The organism is Chitinophaga sp. LS1 (genome assembly GCF_034274695.1).
Lineage (GTDB): Bacteria > Bacteroidota > Bacteroidia > Chitinophagales > Chitinophagaceae > Chitinophaga.
Map to the genome: position 1 here is coordinate 6,580,276 of NZ_CP128362.1, position 15,471 is coordinate 6,595,746.

The window sequence follows — 15,471 nt, forward strand, 5'->3', positions numbered from 1 at the left end:
CTATAACACTTTCTAATGTGAACCTGTATTTGCTAATAATTGCTTTATATCAGTGAGCAGTTGATTTTGCGTATCCTGCTTATTTATCAAACTGGCATGCTGGCTACGTAAGTCATTCAATGTGGCATCCATTGTCGACAACTTATTAGTTTGAGATTTCAACTCATTCAGAATATCAGCGAGGGTAGTCTGAACTTGCCCGGTTATCACTTTAGTATCCGTCAACACACCTGTTAAACTGTCTTGCTTATTTAACAGGCTTTGATCTGTTGTACTGATTACACCCAACTTCTCAACCATGGAAGTAAACATGATGGAATGGGCACTAATCAGGGAGATAATTGCATCTTGCTTCGTCAACAATTCATCCTCTCCGGATTTTATATCAGATACCTTTTCAGCAAGCGATGAAATTTTCACTGTCTGCTCCTTAACTGACAATGTCTGATCCTGCATACTGGTTAGCAGTTGCTGGCCGTTTTCCTTTTCCTCCAATAACCGGTTACCAATAGCGATTAACGCATTTACCTGCAATTGTTGAAAATTGAGATCTATCTGCTGGGTGCTATGCCACAGATTTAGAACCTGTTTAATTTCTATGAGCTGCTCTATTCCCAGCTGCTGCTTATTCAAGGCCAATTCCTCATAACCGTTAGAATAATCAAGCATATGAGCTACCGCATCTCTCAAAGCAGCTATATCAACAATCCCTGACGGTGCCGTCACATCCACCAATTTTATAAACAGATCTCCTAAAGTACCTTCCCCAAAACTGATCTTGATAGTATCATCCCTAACAGTTTCTACAGTTTTTATTTGGTCTTTGGCTATTAAAAGCACACTATCATTAGTTACCATCCGGATAAATGCCCCATAACTATATATCTGCATACTCATAATTAATTTCTTTTATCGATTTTAATGAGTATTAATTCCGCTGCCATTGCCCCAACAAAACCACCCATAAGCAAATAAGGCACCTCTGACTTCCTGTTTGCTTGTGCATACCAGTAAAAGGCTAATGAGCTGATTAAAGTACTGGTAGCTATAACAGCCCTTTCTTTATTTTCCATATGCATTAATGAATAGCTACTACAACAAGAACACCTGTGATAACCGCAAGAATGCCACCAAGCAACCTTTTACCCTTTCGGTGCTTTTTGATCATTTCCCGCTGCTGGGTATTTTCCGTTAATAGCTGCTGATGTTGGTAGGCAATACTTGTAAGATTATTCCTGAGGGTATCACATTCGTCTTTCTGCAGGGAAATCATACTGTCTTTTATAGAAACCTGTGACTGAAGGTCAATAACCATTGAGTCATACAAACTATCTTTAAGCTGGTCAATCGCTTTAAAATTCACCAATGCTACAGCCAGGCTATCACAATTACTAATGATTTCCGAGGTATCTGTTTCGGTATAGTGAACAGATAGTAAATCATCAATAGATTGTCTTAATGATGCATTTTCAACTTTTACAGCAGTCAATGAACTACGAGTTTTGATAATATTCTGATTTAGGTCTGCATTCACCCGCTTTAAAGAATCAATTTTACCGATGAAGTACTTCTCGGATTCATGAATTTTATCCAGGAACACAATCGGTTCCTCGACCCTTACCGATAATTTTTGAGAATTGCCTTTAAATAAAGGTTTTAAGAAATAATAAGCCATTACAGCGATTAAAGAAATAACAAACAGTTCTACTATTATTTTTTTCATGAAATATGTTTTATACTTATTGGGTTAAAAATGAGGTCTAAATATTTTTATTGGAATCAGTACTTTTCCTCTCCAGGGAATATCCAAAGGTTCCTGTGCCAATTAAACTGGCAAACGTAAAGAACATCGCTTCGGGAATATCCTTTCCAAGGAACTGCTGTCCAATCCAACTAATAATCAGGGCCAGCAACAATGTTCCGATAACCAATTCTCTCAGGCTATAGCTTCCATTCTTATCCTTCAGTAATTGAAGGATGAAATTCTTCATATCTCTCATGTGCTATTGGATTTTATGAGTTTATATGTGGCCAGTGATATGCTGCCGGCAAATAGTAATCCTGCAATACTGATCATTAATTTTTTTTTATGATAGACTTACCATCGCCATCAAATAGGGGCAGGCTACCATCCGGCAGACCAGATAAAAGAGTGTAGGTAAAAGAGTTGTTGTAAAGTGCGCGGTGCCTTTCTGCTAATTGGAGAAATACCGAGAAGTCATCAGCATTAGAAAACACCTGGCAACCAGCCGAATACTGATCAATATACTTCGTTGTTCCATTGGCAAGTGCCCTATGAATATTGATCCCATAAAGGCCGGTCTGTTCACGGCCTGAATTATAGTCAGGCTTCCCATCCCGGTTAAAATCCCGTATAACAGTTACTGGCTTCACCTGGACCAATGCCAGGTACTTCCCCCTGTGCATTCCCAAACCATGGCTACCTGGATATTGACCAGGTTTAAGAATTGCCGTTCCCTGTTCATTGGATGGATTACGTAACCAATATGTACCGGGATCAGTTGTAGCCCTCCAGCTGAAAGCAACCTGCTTTCCTGTATTATCTGTAAATAGCACATTAATACTGTCATTAAAGACATTAGGAATACTGGTATTATGCCTGATACCGATGATATTTAGCTCCCATGGGCGCACGGCAACCTTATACCCCCTCTGAAGGAGAGCATCATTTAAAATAGTCTGCATTTTAACGCTATTTGAAAGTGAAGAATATCGGGTTAACTAAAACTTATAGGTACTTTATGGACTTAGTGGCTACCAGGAAGTACCTTCCCTTGTTTTCGAAAAGTGTATAGTCCAGTTTCTTAGTGACCTCAGCTCCTAACACAGTCTTCTGAGGTACTTCCATTCTCTCATTAGCATTAATCCACACATTCGCAGGCTCAATGGTGATTAAAGTTCTACCATCGATACCATCCAATGACCATGTACTTCCATTATATCGCAAACCCATACGAATAAATTGATACCTTATTTGTTCCTTGTCAGATTCTTTGCTAAAACTGCTTAAAAGTCCATTTACAAGGGTCTGCCGGACACCACGAAGCCGTAGTTGAGAGAAAGCCGCGCTAACTTGCTTATAATCCTCTTTTGTATTCATTTGCTTTAACAAGCCTAAAACCGTTGACAAATTAGATGTTGTGGCGGCCGCAAGAAATTTTGAAGCCAATGCTGATTTATCAGTAACACTACTACTACCCTGGACAAAAACATAATAGGTACTTTCATCAATAACGGCCGGTAAACCAGCTTTAACTAAGGCAGCGACTGTTTCAGAACCAAAATCCCCATCTGCACCATACTTAGGTAAAATGGATACCCCGTATTTACTAATCAATGCCTGCTGAAGTGCTTTGACTAATTGTCCTTTACTGCCCTTTTTCAATGGAAAGTTGCTATTTAATTGGGATGTAGTTGAAGAAGTTGCAGCTTTCCCTGAACCTTGGCTTGTATTTACTGGCGTTAAATATACTGGCGTTGCAGGTGTATCAGTATACGATGTTGTGGATGGGTAAACCGCCGTAGTAGGTCGTAAAATGGTATTTAAATCAGCAGATGTACTACTGGTTTTCTTCTTCTTCCGCAGGTACTGCCATCCCAAATACCCTAAGATCCCGGTTGCAGCAACTGCCAGTGTAGTTAACACTATATTACTTTTTGCCTGCTTCTTTCCAGCTTTCCTGCTCCTCGTATTACCCGAAGTACTTTTAGCTTTTACCCCACTTTTTTTCATAAAGATTCGTATTACGGTTTACTTCTAATAATAGACATCATTGGATCATATTCCCAAAATTCCAATTCACTCCTTAGATCACTTTCCAGGTCGTTCCCATAAGTCTGCCTGTAGATGGCGGCTACCTGTTCATATGCAGCCTTTGATGGTATCTCAATGAATACAGCTTTAACTGCACTCTCATCAGTTCCCGGGAAAAGGCCATAGTGAATATCAAATGCCGCTTTGAGACGCTGTGCCCAGGAAAGATATTGAGTTGGACCAATCACAACAGAAGAAGATGAATTTAAGGCATCTGGTTTGCCAGCAATAATGGCTAATAGCTCATTATACTCAGTGGTTTGTAGCTCATCCTGCATATCCCTCATCATGGTACGATTGTATAATCGTGAATAACTATTCATTACCTTCACGAAATCCTCCTTACTGGGAATACTTCGAATAGTGTCACGTAAGGCTTCTACATCCGTACCCCACCAACCATCATTTTCAAAGGCCATCTTTACCTGTTTGGCAAAAGCAGGAATACTACCACTCTCAAAGGTTTTCTGTTCTTCATTATTCGCCCTGTTATTGAGCACTATTTTCCTTCCGATAATAAATGCTCCGCCTAATACCACTATCCCAATGAGACTATATTGAATTTTTTCACGGGTTGTAAGTGCGTCTTTTCCCATCTTACAATAGTTAAACTCCTAAAAATTGCTTAGCTATCGCCGTTTTGCTGGCATCCGTTTTCAGAACGTGGGCCATTTTTGCAAGTTCAGCAGCTGTTAAATGGCTGGCTAAGGTGGCAAATGCTGAAATCTTATCTTTTGCCTCATTCTCACTGGAAGCCTTAATCTTGATATTATAACTATACTCTTTCATGTTGGAATGGATTTAATAAATGCTTAAAATGAATTAATTATGCTTGAGCTATTCTTTAATGTCCAAGGTGGGCGAGAACAGATGAAATTTTTTCAGGACTATTTGCCAGAACATCCATAATGGTAAAAACGGCTATCATTTGTTGCTCATTAAACCGCTCCTGCATTTGGGCAATAAGAGATAACCGGTTACGGGTAATTTCATCGGGTTGATCGTCATTGGATCTCTCAAAGCTCACAGATGTTTCAGGCAATGTAGCCGGTGAGGAATTAGCAGGTGCCTCAGCGCCTAACAAACCTGCTAGTGCCGCTCCGCCTGGCAATTTGGATACATGCTGTTGTACCAGCCCCTTTAACACAACACTGGCTACTTCTCCTAGCGATACCGCATTGGTATATCGTTTATCCTCCATCTCCTTAATACGATTCTGCAACACATCAGCATATTCTTCTGCTTCAGTTAGCTGAGCCTGCACGTCTTTCAGTTTCTCTCTCATTCTATTCAATTCATACTCACGTTCCTTCTCTTCCATCTTCTGCGCTATCATCTGGTCTATCTCCCCTAAACCATTTAGTGTTGTGCTAGTCCTGCTTCCATTATCTGCATTTAGAATAAAAGAATACCGGGTATTCCTGTTCGTATTAGGACCGTCATAAATTAATATGCTCAAATTCCTTGTTGAATCTTTTATCTCCTGCTCATATTCATCAAACTCAGAAACATCATCGGTCCTGGAGACAATATGAAATCCGTCAACCTTTATCTCATAATCACGTGGGCGATTTTTATCTGCTTCACGTTGAAGAAAGCGTTTAAGGAAATCTACTTTCTGTTGATCAAATTTTTCTTCTATTAGTGGCATATTATGGATGTATAATTACCTGTAAAAATTCTATGTGTTGTCTATGATTGGCATAATTCTCTACTTCGATGTTCCCCATGTGCTCATACTGCAACTCGTTAACTGTGTCTACTGTGAGGTCGTATATACCAAAAGCACTCTGTACCCGAATCATAACAGCAGGGTTAATGAGCAAAAACATATGTGAATCAGCCAGGATAGTAACGGTTTGCCTGGGCCTTAATACATAGTGCCTGAGCCTTATGTAATAGCTGTTAGTATAACCTAACTCCCTCATTCTTCCATCAATATATTGCTGGGCAATTGCTGTAGTCATTTTCGATTAACTTGAATCCATAATGTTATGCTTATCCTATATGCTATATCCTTCGCCAACCTTTCTCCTAATAAATCCTTATAATTCGCATAAAAGCAGTTACACGAGGGGAGGAAAATAGTTTCTGGTGAGTTCATTCTTCTCTGAGCAATTCCATTCTTTTGTAATAAGGTCGGCTTTGTAAATCCTGCCTGGTACGTTGTAAGGCTTAAATCTGACTTCAGTGCCTGGGAAGATTCAAATTTGCATATGGTGTTATAGCACCCATTGGCTTTTCCAGTGGCCTGAAATTGTAAGAAACCTACCTGCCCAGTTCCTGTAGCCTTCACATCCTGCATTAGCTGGACACTACTGGCCACTCCTGTAATTGCAACGACATCCCTGGAAATATTTAGTTGGAAATATTGATGTTCTCCAGCCCTGGTTATTAACAGGGTATGAACTATTATTTCTTCCCTCATAACTCTACCTGTTCACAGTCCAAATAAAGGCTCACCCTATATGATTCAAATGTCATGCGCGTATCATTACTATCCTTGTATTCCATTCTCACTAATCCATTACCAACCGGGATATTAGTAACATAATACCTCGCGTTCGGGGATACATTTATACCACACATCAACAGTTTCGTTTCATAATTCTCCGGAAATATTTCCTGTTTGTTGACCTCGATCCGCTGAGAACCTCTATAGTAGAGTAGATCTTCTTTATCAGCGGTCAATAGTATTCCTTTAATGAAAGTGATATTCTTATCTAATTCGAACGTCTGTGAAAAGATCCTATCACTAGCGGTAACAGCAATATCAAATCTCTTTTTAACAATGGTAGTAGCCATAAAATGATTTTTTAGGATTAGGATATACGGCAGCAGATGAAAATCTGCCGCCTGATAAAGCTTAAATAAAGGAACAATTATGGCGTAGTTATCGTACCATGAAGACCCGCATATATGTATGTATTAGCTGGAAGCCCTTCTGTGCTTCCCAACTCTACAGTCAGTTCGATTAAAACGTCATCAACAATCAACCGGGGATTTGCCAATTTGTAATAACCTACCGGAACCTGGGTATATTGATCCGTTCTGAATACGTAATTAGAAGTTTCCGGTACTATCTGCTTTTTATTATACTTCACATTAAATTCCCCATTCAGTAATGCTGAATAATTTTCCAGCCCCACATACTTGGTTGAGAGTATCTGATCTTTTCCACTGCTTGCAGCGGTACCTGCTAGCAGGTATATACCAGATACCAATAAAGCCTGGTTTTTGGGTAGCTTCGCATTGGAGATATTACGAAATCCAACTTCACGGTCATCCTGTGTCTCCCACATCTTAATAGTCTTGGAATTAACTGGTTTAATTGAATAGATCAAGGTATCTGCCAGGCGAAGATCACCCTTGACTAACGCTTCTTTAATGGAGGCGGGTAATTCACCAAAAAATTTCTCCATTTCTGCACGGGAGCCTTTTGAAGGAGCACCAGTAGAAGCCAGTTTATTAACCGTACGCTGTCTTTTTACTGGATTCATTCTTTTTAATTCTCCTATCAATTCATCGCCGTCAGACCCATCTAATCCAAGTAATGCACCAGAGTTATTATATTCTTCGAGTGGACCATTTAATCCGTCTAAACCGAGCATAGTGTGTATTTTAAAGGTTATAAATTATAATCAGAAACATCCCCTAAATCAGATAGATCTGCAATTGGGCCTTCTATACCAGGGAAATTATAATCTGGAGATACACCGACACCTCCCTGTAGCTGAAGCCTGGACATAGCGCTATTTTCAACCTGGTCTTCAATAGCATTTAACCCTTCAATTCCGGCGATCTCGTTTGCATAATTAAAATATTGAAGACCTCCAATCCCGGATACTGTGGATGCAGCAGTGCTTGTTTTATTCTTAATAAACTTATCGATATAGAGCTTTTGGGAAAAAGTATCTTTAAAGGCGACAACTCTATCTTTAAACCCAAGAAGGCTATCATCTTCTATACCACTTACAGATGACTGGGTTTGAAATCCATTGGCGGCCATCATACCTACCCCCAAAAGACTTATTGCTTTATTGCCAACGAAATGTCCCAGTCCAGTTACCCCGATGCCGATTAATAATGATGGCTTACCGATAGCTGACCCCAACAAACCGCCGCCCAGGACACCGATTAATAATTCCTTTCCTGTCTCAATTACACTATTCTTTAAATCTCCTTTAGTGTCCAATGTCCGGGCAATAGTCTGATAATGGGTCTGCTGCGCTTTTTTAGCATAACGATTACTTGTTTTCTTACTCATATAATAATAGTTTTCACATTATTTACATTAAGGCAACTTTTGTCTTCCTCTTAAAATTCTTTCTCTTCTTACCATTCTTTGGCTTCGCACTGGCAGGAATACCATTGAGGTGTTGCTTCCCGTTATGATCGCTTGTATGTAGCATTTTCATTCCGACTGTGATAGCGGCAATAGCCCCAACACCAATTACAGCAGGTAACAGCCATTTTTTGTTCTTCTCCCAAAATCCCTGCGAAATTTTAGCCGCCGTGGTTGTATTCGCAACATCTGATACGGTGAGTGATGAGGATGTCGAAACGGGCAATAGTGACGAGTCAGACGAGGCATCATCAATATCTTCTGATGCAACCTTTGCAGATGAACTATTAGATGATGCTGATGAATCATAAGAACTATTCTCGCTTTCATCACTGGTTACTGGTACTGTAGAGGAACTGGATGATGTATTTGTAGCGACAGCGGTCGTAACTGGCGAGGTGGTTGATGGGGTTTCCGCTGCTTCTTTATCGGCAGCAGCCGTTTCTGTGTCGGAAAAGTCTTCCGATCCCTTTTGCCCCCCGCCAAATATGTTTCCAATACCCTTGATGATCTTTGATAACGCAGCGATGGCAGCAGAAGCTGCCGCAATTGCAGCGCCAGTAGCAGGCTCTCCCAGCTCTCCAAAACCTTCAAATCCCTCCATTCCATTCACATTTTCATCATAATAGATGTCTGGACCAAGTAGTGTAGCAAGCGGCGTACTGCTGTTCATATATAATACTGAAGCATCACTATCGACAAAACCCAACCCAGCTACAGCAACCTCCTTATTCTTATTGCCTTTACCTTTAAGAATGGCCTTCTTTAGATTCTTGGGATTACCCCAGCTGTTTCAAATATTGATTCCAACTTTTCCCTGACCTTCACCAATTTGTCGAACTTATCCTTTATAATACCACGCTTCACTGCCTCTTCAGGTGACAGGTAAGCATACTTTATCCTTGATGCTACCTTGAACAAGTTCAGTTTCATGGCAGCAAGGACACCGTTTCTCAACAAAATGGTAGCTGGATTTATTTTATTAATCTTACTCAGAACTTTCTTGAAAAATCCTTTCTTCTTTTTCTTTTTCGCTGCTGCTCCTAACTCCCCTATATTTCCATCAAATACAAGATCATTGCCTCGCTCACCTACTCCCTGCAGGCCGTCTAAATATTGTAGATCCATAACTATATCTTTTTTTTCACTAAATGGTACCTCGTAGTTAAAATGATCTGTTACGCAGTCTATAATGATCATTTTACCCCTATCATTTACTACTGGATAAATGTGTTGAAAATGATCACGCTGATATTTAGTAATCCTTAGACTATGAGGAATATGAAGATTACTTAAAATGCTGCTAATAAAAGTGCTGTAACAGTCACAATCCACTCCTGTTTTCCTGTCAGCCCATGTGCGACTTGGGCTACGTATCTGCTCCAAACCTTCTGCATCTTTCTGGTATGCCACGTTGTTATAAACAAAGTGCCAGATGTTTTTACAAGTATCATATACAGTGGGTCCAGATAATTTCTGTGCAATTCTTGAGGTCTGAGAAAGAGTTCTCCCAACTACCTTATGGATAAATGAAACAGTATCCTCCAGGGTGGCATTTTCCACTACTGTTTTATCTCTATTCATCGCTGGCGGAAAAAGGTAGTCGTACTCTCTTCCTGGGTAAACCTTTCTTCTTGTAGCAGCCTGCATATCCAATTACTTTTTCAATGTTATTTCCTTCTGATCGTTATAAGGCACACGTGACCAACCTAAATCAATAGTAGTAATCGTCTCTACCTTTACTGTTATTGATTCCTTGTTTAGTAAAGCCTTAATAACATCATAAGCAACTGAAAAGAAGCTCATAGTAGATATTTCAACCTGGATGTTATCAATCATGACCTGACCAAATGCTGGAACAGTAATATCCTTATCAATAACCTGGCTGCTTCCGAGAATAGAATCTTTATGGCTTATCTTCACATATGGGAACTTCACTTTGAAGCTTGCCCCAGTTGGATTCTTCAGTAAAGCATCAATACGGATTGTCAGACCAGAAAGTGATAGAGAATGAATTGTTGCGGTGGGGACAACTTCTAATTGTACGGAAGCCCGTCGCATATTGGCGAAATAACTTATAACGGCTATTACCCCGGCTCCAACTGCTGTGCCCATTATTAATTTATTCAGTGTTGCCATTTCCCTTATTTGTTTTTTTGTGATGTACGCGCCTGTATCGGGTACTAGTTAGTTTCCGCTTCCGCCGTCGCTGGATATACTCACCTGCTAGTTTAAAAGCTAGCCATATTGCACCACCGGTTAATGCCTTTAAAGCATATTCAAACAAACCGGTCATATCAATATTGGCCAGGAGAATTGTTGCAGGCAATAGGATATTATTAAGAGAGGAATCGCCGTGGTTTGTTTCTGTTCTCATAATTTAGTTTTTACTGTTTTGTAGTACAAAGTTCCGACGATGGTAAATGACGGTGTCCTGATTATGTTGGATTATGCAGGATTATGTCGAATTATGTAGTTTTATGTCGAATTATGTCAAATATTACTATCCCTGAACTCCAAATCACCGGGTAATCCCAACCTGTTAATAATAATCAGCACCTGGTTAACTGTGTACATATGGCCTACCCTTTCACCAATCAATGGAAGATGTGGTTTCAACCATCTGTTAAAGGTCCGGTAGTTTACCTTATATAATTTGGCGAGTTGTGCTGTATTATATGCGCGTAGTTCGAAAATGACCTTTGGATTATTGGTACTCATAAATCAGTTATTGGTGGGTTAATAAGTAGTTGAACAATACAATTATTCCATAGCTGGATGAGGTCATATTCCCTCAATGAAATGAGTTTTGCACCGCAGCTTTTTAATATTTTGTCAGAGGGGCATACCATGTACCGTAATAAATGCCTGGCAAAAACCTGGATGCCTTTATAATATCCTTTGACCACCTTTCTCTTTTCCCTAACTGATTGATAGAAATCATCATAGCTAGAGATCCCGTCAGGAAATTCAGGATTAAACCAAAGTGACGGTAGATCTATCCACCTTGAGTTATCATTACGCACCGTTTTATACGATAGAAGTAATCGTTCTATCATCTTTATGAAATTCTGATCAACTGACGGTTTGCTAAGGATATTCCAGATAGCATTTTTCGCATATAAGACTTCTGCTGCGGGTAAACGGTCGTAACACCAAAATGCATTGTAGCTTAGTACCCAGCATGCGTGCACATATGGGTGGTCTAATGGAATAGTTGGAGAATTGTTAATTGGAATTATCTTACTCATTGTGGCATTTGTTTCCACAAAGTAAGTATTCGGTTCTCGGCGTTCCCGAATAGAAATTAAATATTGCGATCATTGCATCAAAATTTAAACGATGCGAAAGAAGCAAATTCAGAGATCTCTCCCTGGTTCTCCCTTAAAAGTAGACATGGCATTCCATGTTCGTCAGCAGCCTGATTCCGGCATGATTATTAGCGAATACTGCAGGGCTCATCAAATAAGTGAAGGCAGTTTTTATTACTGGTTAAAGAAAACAAACAATACTTCACCGGTTCCATCCTCACCACCAGCAATACTTCCCGTAAAAATTGTAGCATCATCAAATGAGCCTGTTAATTCAAACTTATTTGCTGAAGTGCGCGGTATTGCAATTTATCAACCTGTGCCGGCAGAATATTTACTCACCTTGCTAAATCATTAGTCAATGTTGTCATTAGCTGGTTATAATTTTTATATCTATACATCTGCAGCGGATATGCGGATGGGAATAAATGGTTTGTCAGGCATCGTACGTAATCAAATGGCACTTGATCCATTAGCTAAGGGCATCATCTATTTGTTTTTTAACGGGCGTCTCACCCAGGTGAAAATGTTGCAATTTGATGGAGATGGTCAGGCGCTTTATTACAAAAGACTAGCCAGAGGCACCTTTGGCAAACCTGTTTATGATCCTGGTTGCCAGGCGATGATGATTGAACGCAAAGATGTGATGCTCATCCTGGAAGGAATCGAGATTAAGTACAGAAAGCGTTACGAAAGAAAGTCAGGAAAATCAACAGATCAGCCAAACTAATAATGCTGTTTTTGCGTTAATATAGCCAATACCATGACACAAAGCAGTGCGCCCTGAATTACTCACTTCTATAACAGATGCATTAAAACAAATCTCCACGCTAACGGAGACCAATGGGGAGTTGTTGGAATCTCTGACCAGAGAGAGAATAACGTTTGGTAAGATTATATATGACCTGAATAACCAGCTGGAAGCAAAGAATGGAGCATGTGATAAATTAAACCGTTATCTGAATCAGGCACATGAGATTATGCTTGATAGAGAACATCAGGTCATTGAATTGCAAAGCAGGATCGAAGCATTGGAAAGTGAAAATGCGCTCTTAAAAGAGCAGGTTGCTCAGGGAGAAAAGAAGAGCTGGCAGTTACAGGAGTTATGTGAAATGCTACAGGGTAAAAAGAGTGAGAAATTTATACCTGAACGTGAAAAAGTAGATGCGGCCATACAACAAACCTTAGGACCTGATTTTGATCTGACCGAACTGGAAGAGATTATAAGAGTAGCCTCCACAAAAGGCGATATTCAACAAGTGGATGACCAGATCCGGAAAGGCAACCGCAAAAAGAAAAAACATCTCGCTCATAAAGGTAGAAGAGTACAACCATCTTGTATAGAAGTAGTGACAGAAACAATTGACGTCGAAGGAGACAAGACAGGCCTGATCCCTATGGGCAAAAAAGTGACGACCTATTACGAATACAAGCCGGGTAAAATTATTAAAGTACAACAGGAGCGGCTTCAATATCGTACAGAAGATAAAAAGTTTGTCTGCCAACCAGTAGCCCCTCGTCTGGTAGAAAAAGGAACAGTAGGAAACAGCCTGCTGGCACACTTACACAGCCGCCGGTTTGGATATGGGGATCCATATACACGTCAGTTACGGTATATAAAAAGCACTACTGGCATCAGCTTCGCAGCATCAACGGTAAATGGTTGGGAAGAGGTGGCCTTTAAGAAACTGCTAAGGCTGTTGAGATGTATGAAAAAAGTAATTGTGCAGGCCCGGTATCTGAAGGTCGATGAGACAAGATTAGATTACCTCAATGATATTGGAGAAGGCAAACCATCCAGGGGTTGGCTATGGGTATTTTTATCTGAAGAACAAAAATTAGTATTGTTTGAATTTAACCCATCCCGCGGACATAAGGTTCCACAGCAGATATTAAAAGATTTTAAGGGCACGCTTCAGGCGGATGGCCTGGGTAGCTATGTAGCAGCTTTTAAAGATAATGAGGAGGTGGACCTAATGACATGCCTGTCCCATATCCGCCGCGGTTTTAAGAAAGCAGAGAAATATGATAAAAAGCTAGCGGCAGAAGCATTGACATTGTTCAACATCATTTACAGGATAGAAGCCTTTGCCGAAAGAAAAAAGATGACCGATGACCAGCGATTGGCATTGCGTCAGAAATATAGCGTTCCTTTTCTCGATAAAATACATATCTGGTTGCTGGAACAACAGCAGATAGATCATCTGCCAGGTACACCAATAATTAAAGCAGTTAATTATGCCCTGGGGCAATGGCACAAACTAAAAGCATTTACGACCCTTGGATACGTCGATGCCGACAACAATGGCGTCGAGAGGGCCATCAGACCCGTTACTACCTTCCGCAATAATAGCCTGTTTGCCGGAAATGAACATGGAGCAGAGAGAGTAGCACTTTTTTACTCCCTGATCGAGTCTTGTAAACTTAACGACATCGATCCTTATATTTATCTTAAAGATATCTATGACCGCCTTCATGATTGCCCAGCTCATGAACTTATTAATCTGTTGCCTCCATATTGGAAGAAGAAAAATACATGATTACATCAATTAGCAGATTAGCCCCGAATTACAAAGAACTTCATTTATAGCCAATACCATGATTACAGCAGCAAAGATAAGGGCTGTAAAACATTATTCTGGAATGCCGAGGTCCGAATACTTACGCTACTAAAGACGGATATTTCAGAAATAACCCGACAGAGGACATCCCGGCTGTACGCAATCCTAGCGCTGCGTTGAAGGAACACCTGGAATCAGAGGAATACGTTGCCTTACTTAACACGCCCTGTTTTAACCAGCAAGTGAAGCTGGCTTTCTTGTTTAGTTGTTATACCGGGCTGAGATGGGTGGATGTGAAAAGGCTGGAATGGCAGGATTTACAGGGTGGTAAATTAATTACAAGGATCATCCAGCAGAAAACCGGCAAGCCAGTGGTACTTACCCTACACTCAATAGCCCTTGCAATTCTGGAAGAAATTAAACAACTATCTCTTGGCAAGACAGTTTCTGCCAATAAAGTTTTCAGCCTGCCTACGGCGAATGGAGCCAATAAGGTATTGGGAGAATGGATTAAACGGGCTGGTGTCAATAAATACGTAACATGGTCCTGTGCAATATTAAGTTTTTCCATACTATTAAAGGATAAGAACGTGGATGATGTCACTATCGCTTATCTAATGGGGCATACAACTATCAGACAGGTGCAGCAGACTTACAAAAGGTACAAACCTAAAGATCAGTCGGAGGCGATCAGTCACTTGCCTTCTTTTAATATTGCGGGTGTCCTTTAGGGGGTCAACTAATTTCAGTATGGTGCAAGTTTTAGCAACAGGGCTATTCACCATCGAATAGCCCTGTTTACTATGCAGCTCTTAGCTTTATCAATGGTGGTGCAGCCTGCACTACCGCCATTTCACCGGACAGCATTTTATCAATATCTTCTTTCCTGTAATAGCCACTATTGGTTTTGTAAACCCCATATTCTTCACAGTTCTTAGCCAATTGCGTTCGGCCAAGGTTACAATAAATCAGCGCTTCTTCCGGTTTCAGGAAGGGTTTAAAACAGAGTGCAATTGCTCTCATGATTAGCAGATCGTCACGTTTTATCATACCTATAGTTTAGTGTTGAAATTTTACCTTTCTGTAAGAGTAAGGGTTAAGTTATTGGGCAAAGAGAGCCACCACTACAGGTAATCCTGTGGTGGTGGTAAAACTGGCGTTAATCTTCATCCTCATCTTCTTCGTCATCATCCTCTCTTTCCTCATTCTCATGGTAATCAGAGATAATATCTTCGGCTTCATGGATGGCATCACGCTGCTCTTTTTCGTATTCTACTTCAATAGTGATGTAACCCTCATCTTCGTCTGTGGCTGTAATGCTATTGGTAATATTCTTTTCCAGTAACACATCGGCTACCCGGATCAGCACATCTACAGGCACCTGTAATTCGCGTTTTGTAATAACTGTTTGCATAAAAT

General features: G+C 40.3%; 25 protein-coding genes. 4 read left to right on the top strand and 21 right to left on the bottom strand.

Annotation, left to right across the window (positions count from 1 at the left end; genetic code table 11):
• Positions 1-12 precede the first annotated feature (12 nt).
• The 19 genes from QQL36_RS26955 to QQL36_RS27045 form a co-directional block, all read right to left on the bottom strand.
• Positions 13-897 carry a hypothetical protein gene (locus tag QQL36_RS26955; protein ID WP_321567399.1) on the bottom strand — a complete coding sequence of 295 codons (885 nt, stop codon included), beginning with the start codon at positions 895-897 and terminating at the stop codon, positions 13-15.
• Between the two features lie 2 nt (positions 898-899).
• Complete coding sequence (locus QQL36_RS26960) at positions 900-1,073, bottom strand: hypothetical protein (protein ID WP_321567400.1); 174 nt, start codon at positions 1,071-1,073, stop codon at positions 900-902.
• 5 nt (positions 1,074-1,078) lie between these two features.
• On the bottom strand, positions 1,079-1,723 hold the full coding sequence (locus QQL36_RS26965; RefSeq protein ID WP_321567401.1) for a hypothetical protein: 645 nt from the start codon (positions 1,721-1,723) through the stop codon (positions 1,079-1,081).
• Positions 1,724-1,760: 37 nt separating this feature from the next.
• Positions 1,761-2,000 (bottom strand): hypothetical protein, encoded by a 240-nt coding sequence (locus tag QQL36_RS26970; protein ID WP_321567402.1) that lies wholly within the window; start codon positions 1,998-2,000, stop codon positions 1,761-1,763.
• Between the two features lie 76 nt (positions 2,001-2,076).
• Positions 2,077-2,706 carry a hypothetical protein gene (locus QQL36_RS26975; protein WP_321567403.1) on the bottom strand — a complete coding sequence of 210 codons (630 nt, stop codon included), beginning with the start codon at positions 2,704-2,706 and terminating at the stop codon, positions 2,077-2,079.
• A gap of 43 nt (positions 2,707-2,749) precedes the next feature.
• Positions 2,750-3,754, bottom strand: coding sequence for a hypothetical protein (locus QQL36_RS26980; protein WP_321567404.1), 1,005 nt, complete (start codon positions 3,752-3,754; stop codon positions 2,750-2,752).
• A gap of 11 nt (positions 3,755-3,765) precedes the next feature.
• Positions 3,766-4,431 (bottom strand): hypothetical protein, encoded by a 666-nt coding sequence (locus tag QQL36_RS26985; protein WP_321567405.1) that lies wholly within the window; start codon positions 4,429-4,431, stop codon positions 3,766-3,768.
• A gap of 10 nt (positions 4,432-4,441) precedes the next feature.
• Positions 4,442-4,624, bottom strand: a complete 183-nt coding sequence (locus QQL36_RS26990) for a hypothetical protein (RefSeq protein ID WP_146971330.1) — start codon at positions 4,622-4,624, stop codon at positions 4,442-4,444.
• A gap of 55 nt (positions 4,625-4,679) precedes the next feature.
• Positions 4,680-5,486 carry a hypothetical protein gene (locus QQL36_RS26995; RefSeq protein WP_321567406.1) on the bottom strand — a complete coding sequence of 269 codons (807 nt, stop codon included), beginning with the start codon at positions 5,484-5,486 and terminating at the stop codon, positions 4,680-4,682.
• A gap of 1 nt (position 5,487) precedes the next feature.
• Entirely contained in the window at positions 5,488-5,802 is a 315-nt protein-coding gene (locus QQL36_RS27000; protein ID WP_321567407.1) for a hypothetical protein, read from the bottom strand.
• Positions 5,799-6,263, bottom strand: a complete 465-nt coding sequence (locus tag QQL36_RS27005) for a hypothetical protein (RefSeq protein WP_321567408.1) — start codon at positions 6,261-6,263, stop codon at positions 5,799-5,801. The genes QQL36_RS27000 and QQL36_RS27005 overlap by 4 nt, the downstream gene beginning before the upstream one ends.
• On the bottom strand, positions 6,260-6,640 hold the full coding sequence (locus QQL36_RS27010) for a hypothetical protein (protein WP_146971326.1): 381 nt from the start codon (positions 6,638-6,640) through the stop codon (positions 6,260-6,262). Before QQL36_RS27010 ends, QQL36_RS27005 begins: the two co-directional genes overlap by 4 nt.
• Before the next feature lie 77 nt (positions 6,641-6,717).
• Positions 6,718-7,446: a hypothetical protein gene (locus QQL36_RS27015; RefSeq protein WP_146971325.1), complete on the bottom strand. Its 729-nt coding sequence runs from the start codon at positions 7,444-7,446 to the stop codon at positions 6,718-6,720.
• 17 nt (positions 7,447-7,463) lie between these two features.
• Positions 7,464-8,102, bottom strand: a complete 639-nt coding sequence (locus tag QQL36_RS27020; protein ID WP_321567409.1) for a hypothetical protein — start codon at positions 8,100-8,102, stop codon at positions 7,464-7,466.
• Between the two features lie 22 nt (positions 8,103-8,124).
• Positions 8,125-8,853, bottom strand: coding sequence for a hypothetical protein (locus QQL36_RS27025; protein WP_321567410.1), 729 nt, complete (start codon positions 8,851-8,853; stop codon positions 8,125-8,127).
• Between the two features lie 92 nt (positions 8,854-8,945).
• Positions 8,946-9,830, bottom strand: coding sequence for a transglutaminase-like domain-containing protein (locus tag QQL36_RS27030; protein WP_321567411.1), 885 nt, complete (start codon positions 9,828-9,830; stop codon positions 8,946-8,948).
• Between the two features lie 6 nt (positions 9,831-9,836).
• Positions 9,837-10,319: a hypothetical protein gene (locus QQL36_RS27035; RefSeq protein WP_321567412.1), complete on the bottom strand. Its 483-nt coding sequence runs from the start codon at positions 10,317-10,319 to the stop codon at positions 9,837-9,839.
• The gene (locus QQL36_RS27040; RefSeq protein WP_321567413.1) at positions 10,303-10,557 is read right to left on the bottom strand and encodes a hypothetical protein; all 255 of its coding nucleotides are present in this window, start codon (positions 10,555-10,557) and stop codon (positions 10,303-10,305) included. The genes QQL36_RS27035 and QQL36_RS27040 overlap by 17 nt, the downstream gene beginning before the upstream one ends.
• Positions 10,558-10,673: 116 nt before the next feature.
• Positions 10,674-10,901, bottom strand: coding sequence for a DUF4248 domain-containing protein (locus QQL36_RS27045; RefSeq protein WP_146971320.1), 228 nt, complete (start codon positions 10,899-10,901; stop codon positions 10,674-10,676).
• Between the two features lie 621 nt (positions 10,902-11,522).
• On the opposite strand from QQL36_RS27045, the gene tnpA reads away from it, so the two are divergent.
• The 4 genes from tnpA to QQL36_RS27065 all read left to right on the top strand — a co-directional run bounded on the left by tnpA (position 11,523) and on the right by QQL36_RS27065 (position 14,783).
• Positions 11,523-11,849, top strand: coding sequence for an IS66 family insertion sequence element accessory protein TnpA (tnpA, locus tag QQL36_RS27050; protein ID WP_072362417.1), 327 nt, complete (start codon positions 11,523-11,525; stop codon positions 11,847-11,849).
• Between the two features lie 3 nt (positions 11,850-11,852).
• Positions 11,853-12,221, top strand: a complete 369-nt coding sequence (gene tnpB / locus QQL36_RS27055; RefSeq protein WP_083730638.1) for an IS66 family insertion sequence element accessory protein TnpB — start codon at positions 11,853-11,855, stop codon at positions 12,219-12,221.
• A 46-nt stretch (positions 12,222-12,267) separates the two neighbouring features.
• Positions 12,268-14,031, top strand: a complete 1,764-nt coding sequence (gene tnpC, locus QQL36_RS27060; protein WP_083730637.1) for an IS66 family transposase — start codon at positions 12,268-12,270, stop codon at positions 14,029-14,031.
• Positions 14,032-14,228: 197 nt separating this feature from the next.
• Complete coding sequence (locus QQL36_RS27065) at positions 14,229-14,783, top strand: site-specific integrase (RefSeq protein ID WP_321567414.1); 555 nt, start codon at positions 14,229-14,231, stop codon at positions 14,781-14,783.
• A 70-nt stretch (positions 14,784-14,853) separates the two neighbouring features.
• Here QQL36_RS27065 and QQL36_RS27070 read toward each other — a convergent pair whose 3' ends face one another.
• Positions 14,854-15,102, bottom strand: a complete 249-nt coding sequence (locus tag QQL36_RS27070; protein ID WP_321567415.1) for a hypothetical protein — start codon at positions 15,100-15,102, stop codon at positions 14,854-14,856.
• 109 nt (positions 15,103-15,211) lie between these two features.
• Positions 15,212-15,466 (bottom strand): hypothetical protein, encoded by a 255-nt coding sequence (locus QQL36_RS27075; RefSeq protein ID WP_321567416.1) that lies wholly within the window; start codon positions 15,464-15,466, stop codon positions 15,212-15,214.
• Between the last annotated feature and the right edge of the window lie 5 nt (positions 15,467-15,471).

Bases quoted from the DNA above. Each gene is read 5' to 3' on its own strand.
- QQL36_RS26955 (WP_321567399.1), bottom strand. From the start codon at position 897: ATGAGTATGCAGATATATAGTTATGGGGCATTTATCCGGATGGTAACT.
- QQL36_RS26960 (WP_321567400.1), bottom strand. From the start codon at position 1,073: ATGGAAAATAAAGAAAGGGCTGTTATAGCTACCAGTACTTTAATCAGC.
- QQL36_RS26965 (WP_321567401.1), bottom strand. From the start codon at position 1,723: ATGAAAAAAATAATAGTAGAACTGTTTGTTATTTCTTTAATCGCTGTA.
- QQL36_RS26970 (WP_321567402.1), bottom strand. From the start codon at position 2,000: ATGAGAGATATGAAGAATTTCATCCTTCAATTACTGAAGGATAAGAAT.
- QQL36_RS26975 (WP_321567403.1), bottom strand. From the start codon at position 2,706: ATGCAGACTATTTTAAATGATGCTCTCCTTCAGAGGGGGTATAAGGTT.
- QQL36_RS26980 (WP_321567404.1), bottom strand. From the start codon at position 3,754: ATGAAAAAAAGTGGGGTAAAAGCTAAAAGTACTTCGGGTAATACGAGG.
- QQL36_RS26985 (WP_321567405.1), bottom strand. From the start codon at position 4,431: ATGGGAAAAGACGCACTTACAACCCGTGAAAAAATTCAATATAGTCTC.
- QQL36_RS26990 (WP_146971330.1), bottom strand. From the start codon at position 4,624: ATGAAAGAGTATAGTTATAATATCAAGATTAAGGCTTCCAGTGAGAAT.
- QQL36_RS26995 (WP_321567406.1), bottom strand. From the start codon at position 5,486: ATGCCACTAATAGAAGAAAAATTTGATCAACAGAAAGTAGATTTCCTT.
- QQL36_RS27000 (WP_321567407.1), bottom strand. From the start codon at position 5,802: ATGACTACAGCAATTGCCCAGCAATATATTGATGGAAGAATGAGGGAG.
- QQL36_RS27005 (WP_321567408.1), bottom strand. From the start codon at position 6,263: ATGAGGGAAGAAATAATAGTTCATACCCTGTTAATAACCAGGGCTGGA.
- QQL36_RS27010 (WP_146971326.1), bottom strand. From the start codon at position 6,640: ATGGCTACTACCATTGTTAAAAAGAGATTTGATATTGCTGTTACCGCT.
- QQL36_RS27015 (WP_146971325.1), bottom strand. From the start codon at position 7,446: ATGCTCGGTTTAGACGGATTAAATGGTCCACTCGAAGAATATAATAAC.
- QQL36_RS27020 (WP_321567409.1), bottom strand. From the start codon at position 8,102: ATGAGTAAGAAAACAAGTAATCGTTATGCTAAAAAAGCGCAGCAGACC.
- QQL36_RS27025 (WP_321567410.1), bottom strand. From the start codon at position 8,853: ATGAACAGCAGTACGCCGCTTGCTACACTACTTGGTCCAGACATCTAT.
- QQL36_RS27030 (WP_321567411.1), bottom strand. From the start codon at position 9,830: ATGCAGGCTGCTACAAGAAGAAAGGTTTACCCAGGAAGAGAGTACGAC.
- QQL36_RS27035 (WP_321567412.1), bottom strand. From the start codon at position 10,319: ATGGCAACACTGAATAAATTAATAATGGGCACAGCAGTTGGAGCCGGG.
- QQL36_RS27040 (WP_321567413.1), bottom strand. From the start codon at position 10,557: ATGAGAACAGAAACAAACCACGGCGATTCCTCTCTTAATAATATCCTA.
- QQL36_RS27045 (WP_146971320.1), bottom strand. From the start codon at position 10,901: ATGAGTACCAATAATCCAAAGGTCATTTTCGAACTACGCGCATATAAT.
- tnpA (WP_072362417.1), top strand. From the start codon at position 11,523: ATGCGAAAGAAGCAAATTCAGAGATCTCTCCCTGGTTCTCCCTTAAAA.
- tnpB (WP_083730638.1), top strand. From the start codon at position 11,853: ATGTTGTCATTAGCTGGTTATAATTTTTATATCTATACATCTGCAGCG.
- QQL36_RS27070 (WP_321567415.1), bottom strand. From the start codon at position 15,102: ATGATAAAACGTGACGATCTGCTAATCATGAGAGCAATTGCACTCTGT.
- QQL36_RS27075 (WP_321567416.1), bottom strand. From the start codon at position 15,466: ATGCAAACAGTTATTACAAAACGCGAATTACAGGTGCCTGTAGATGTG.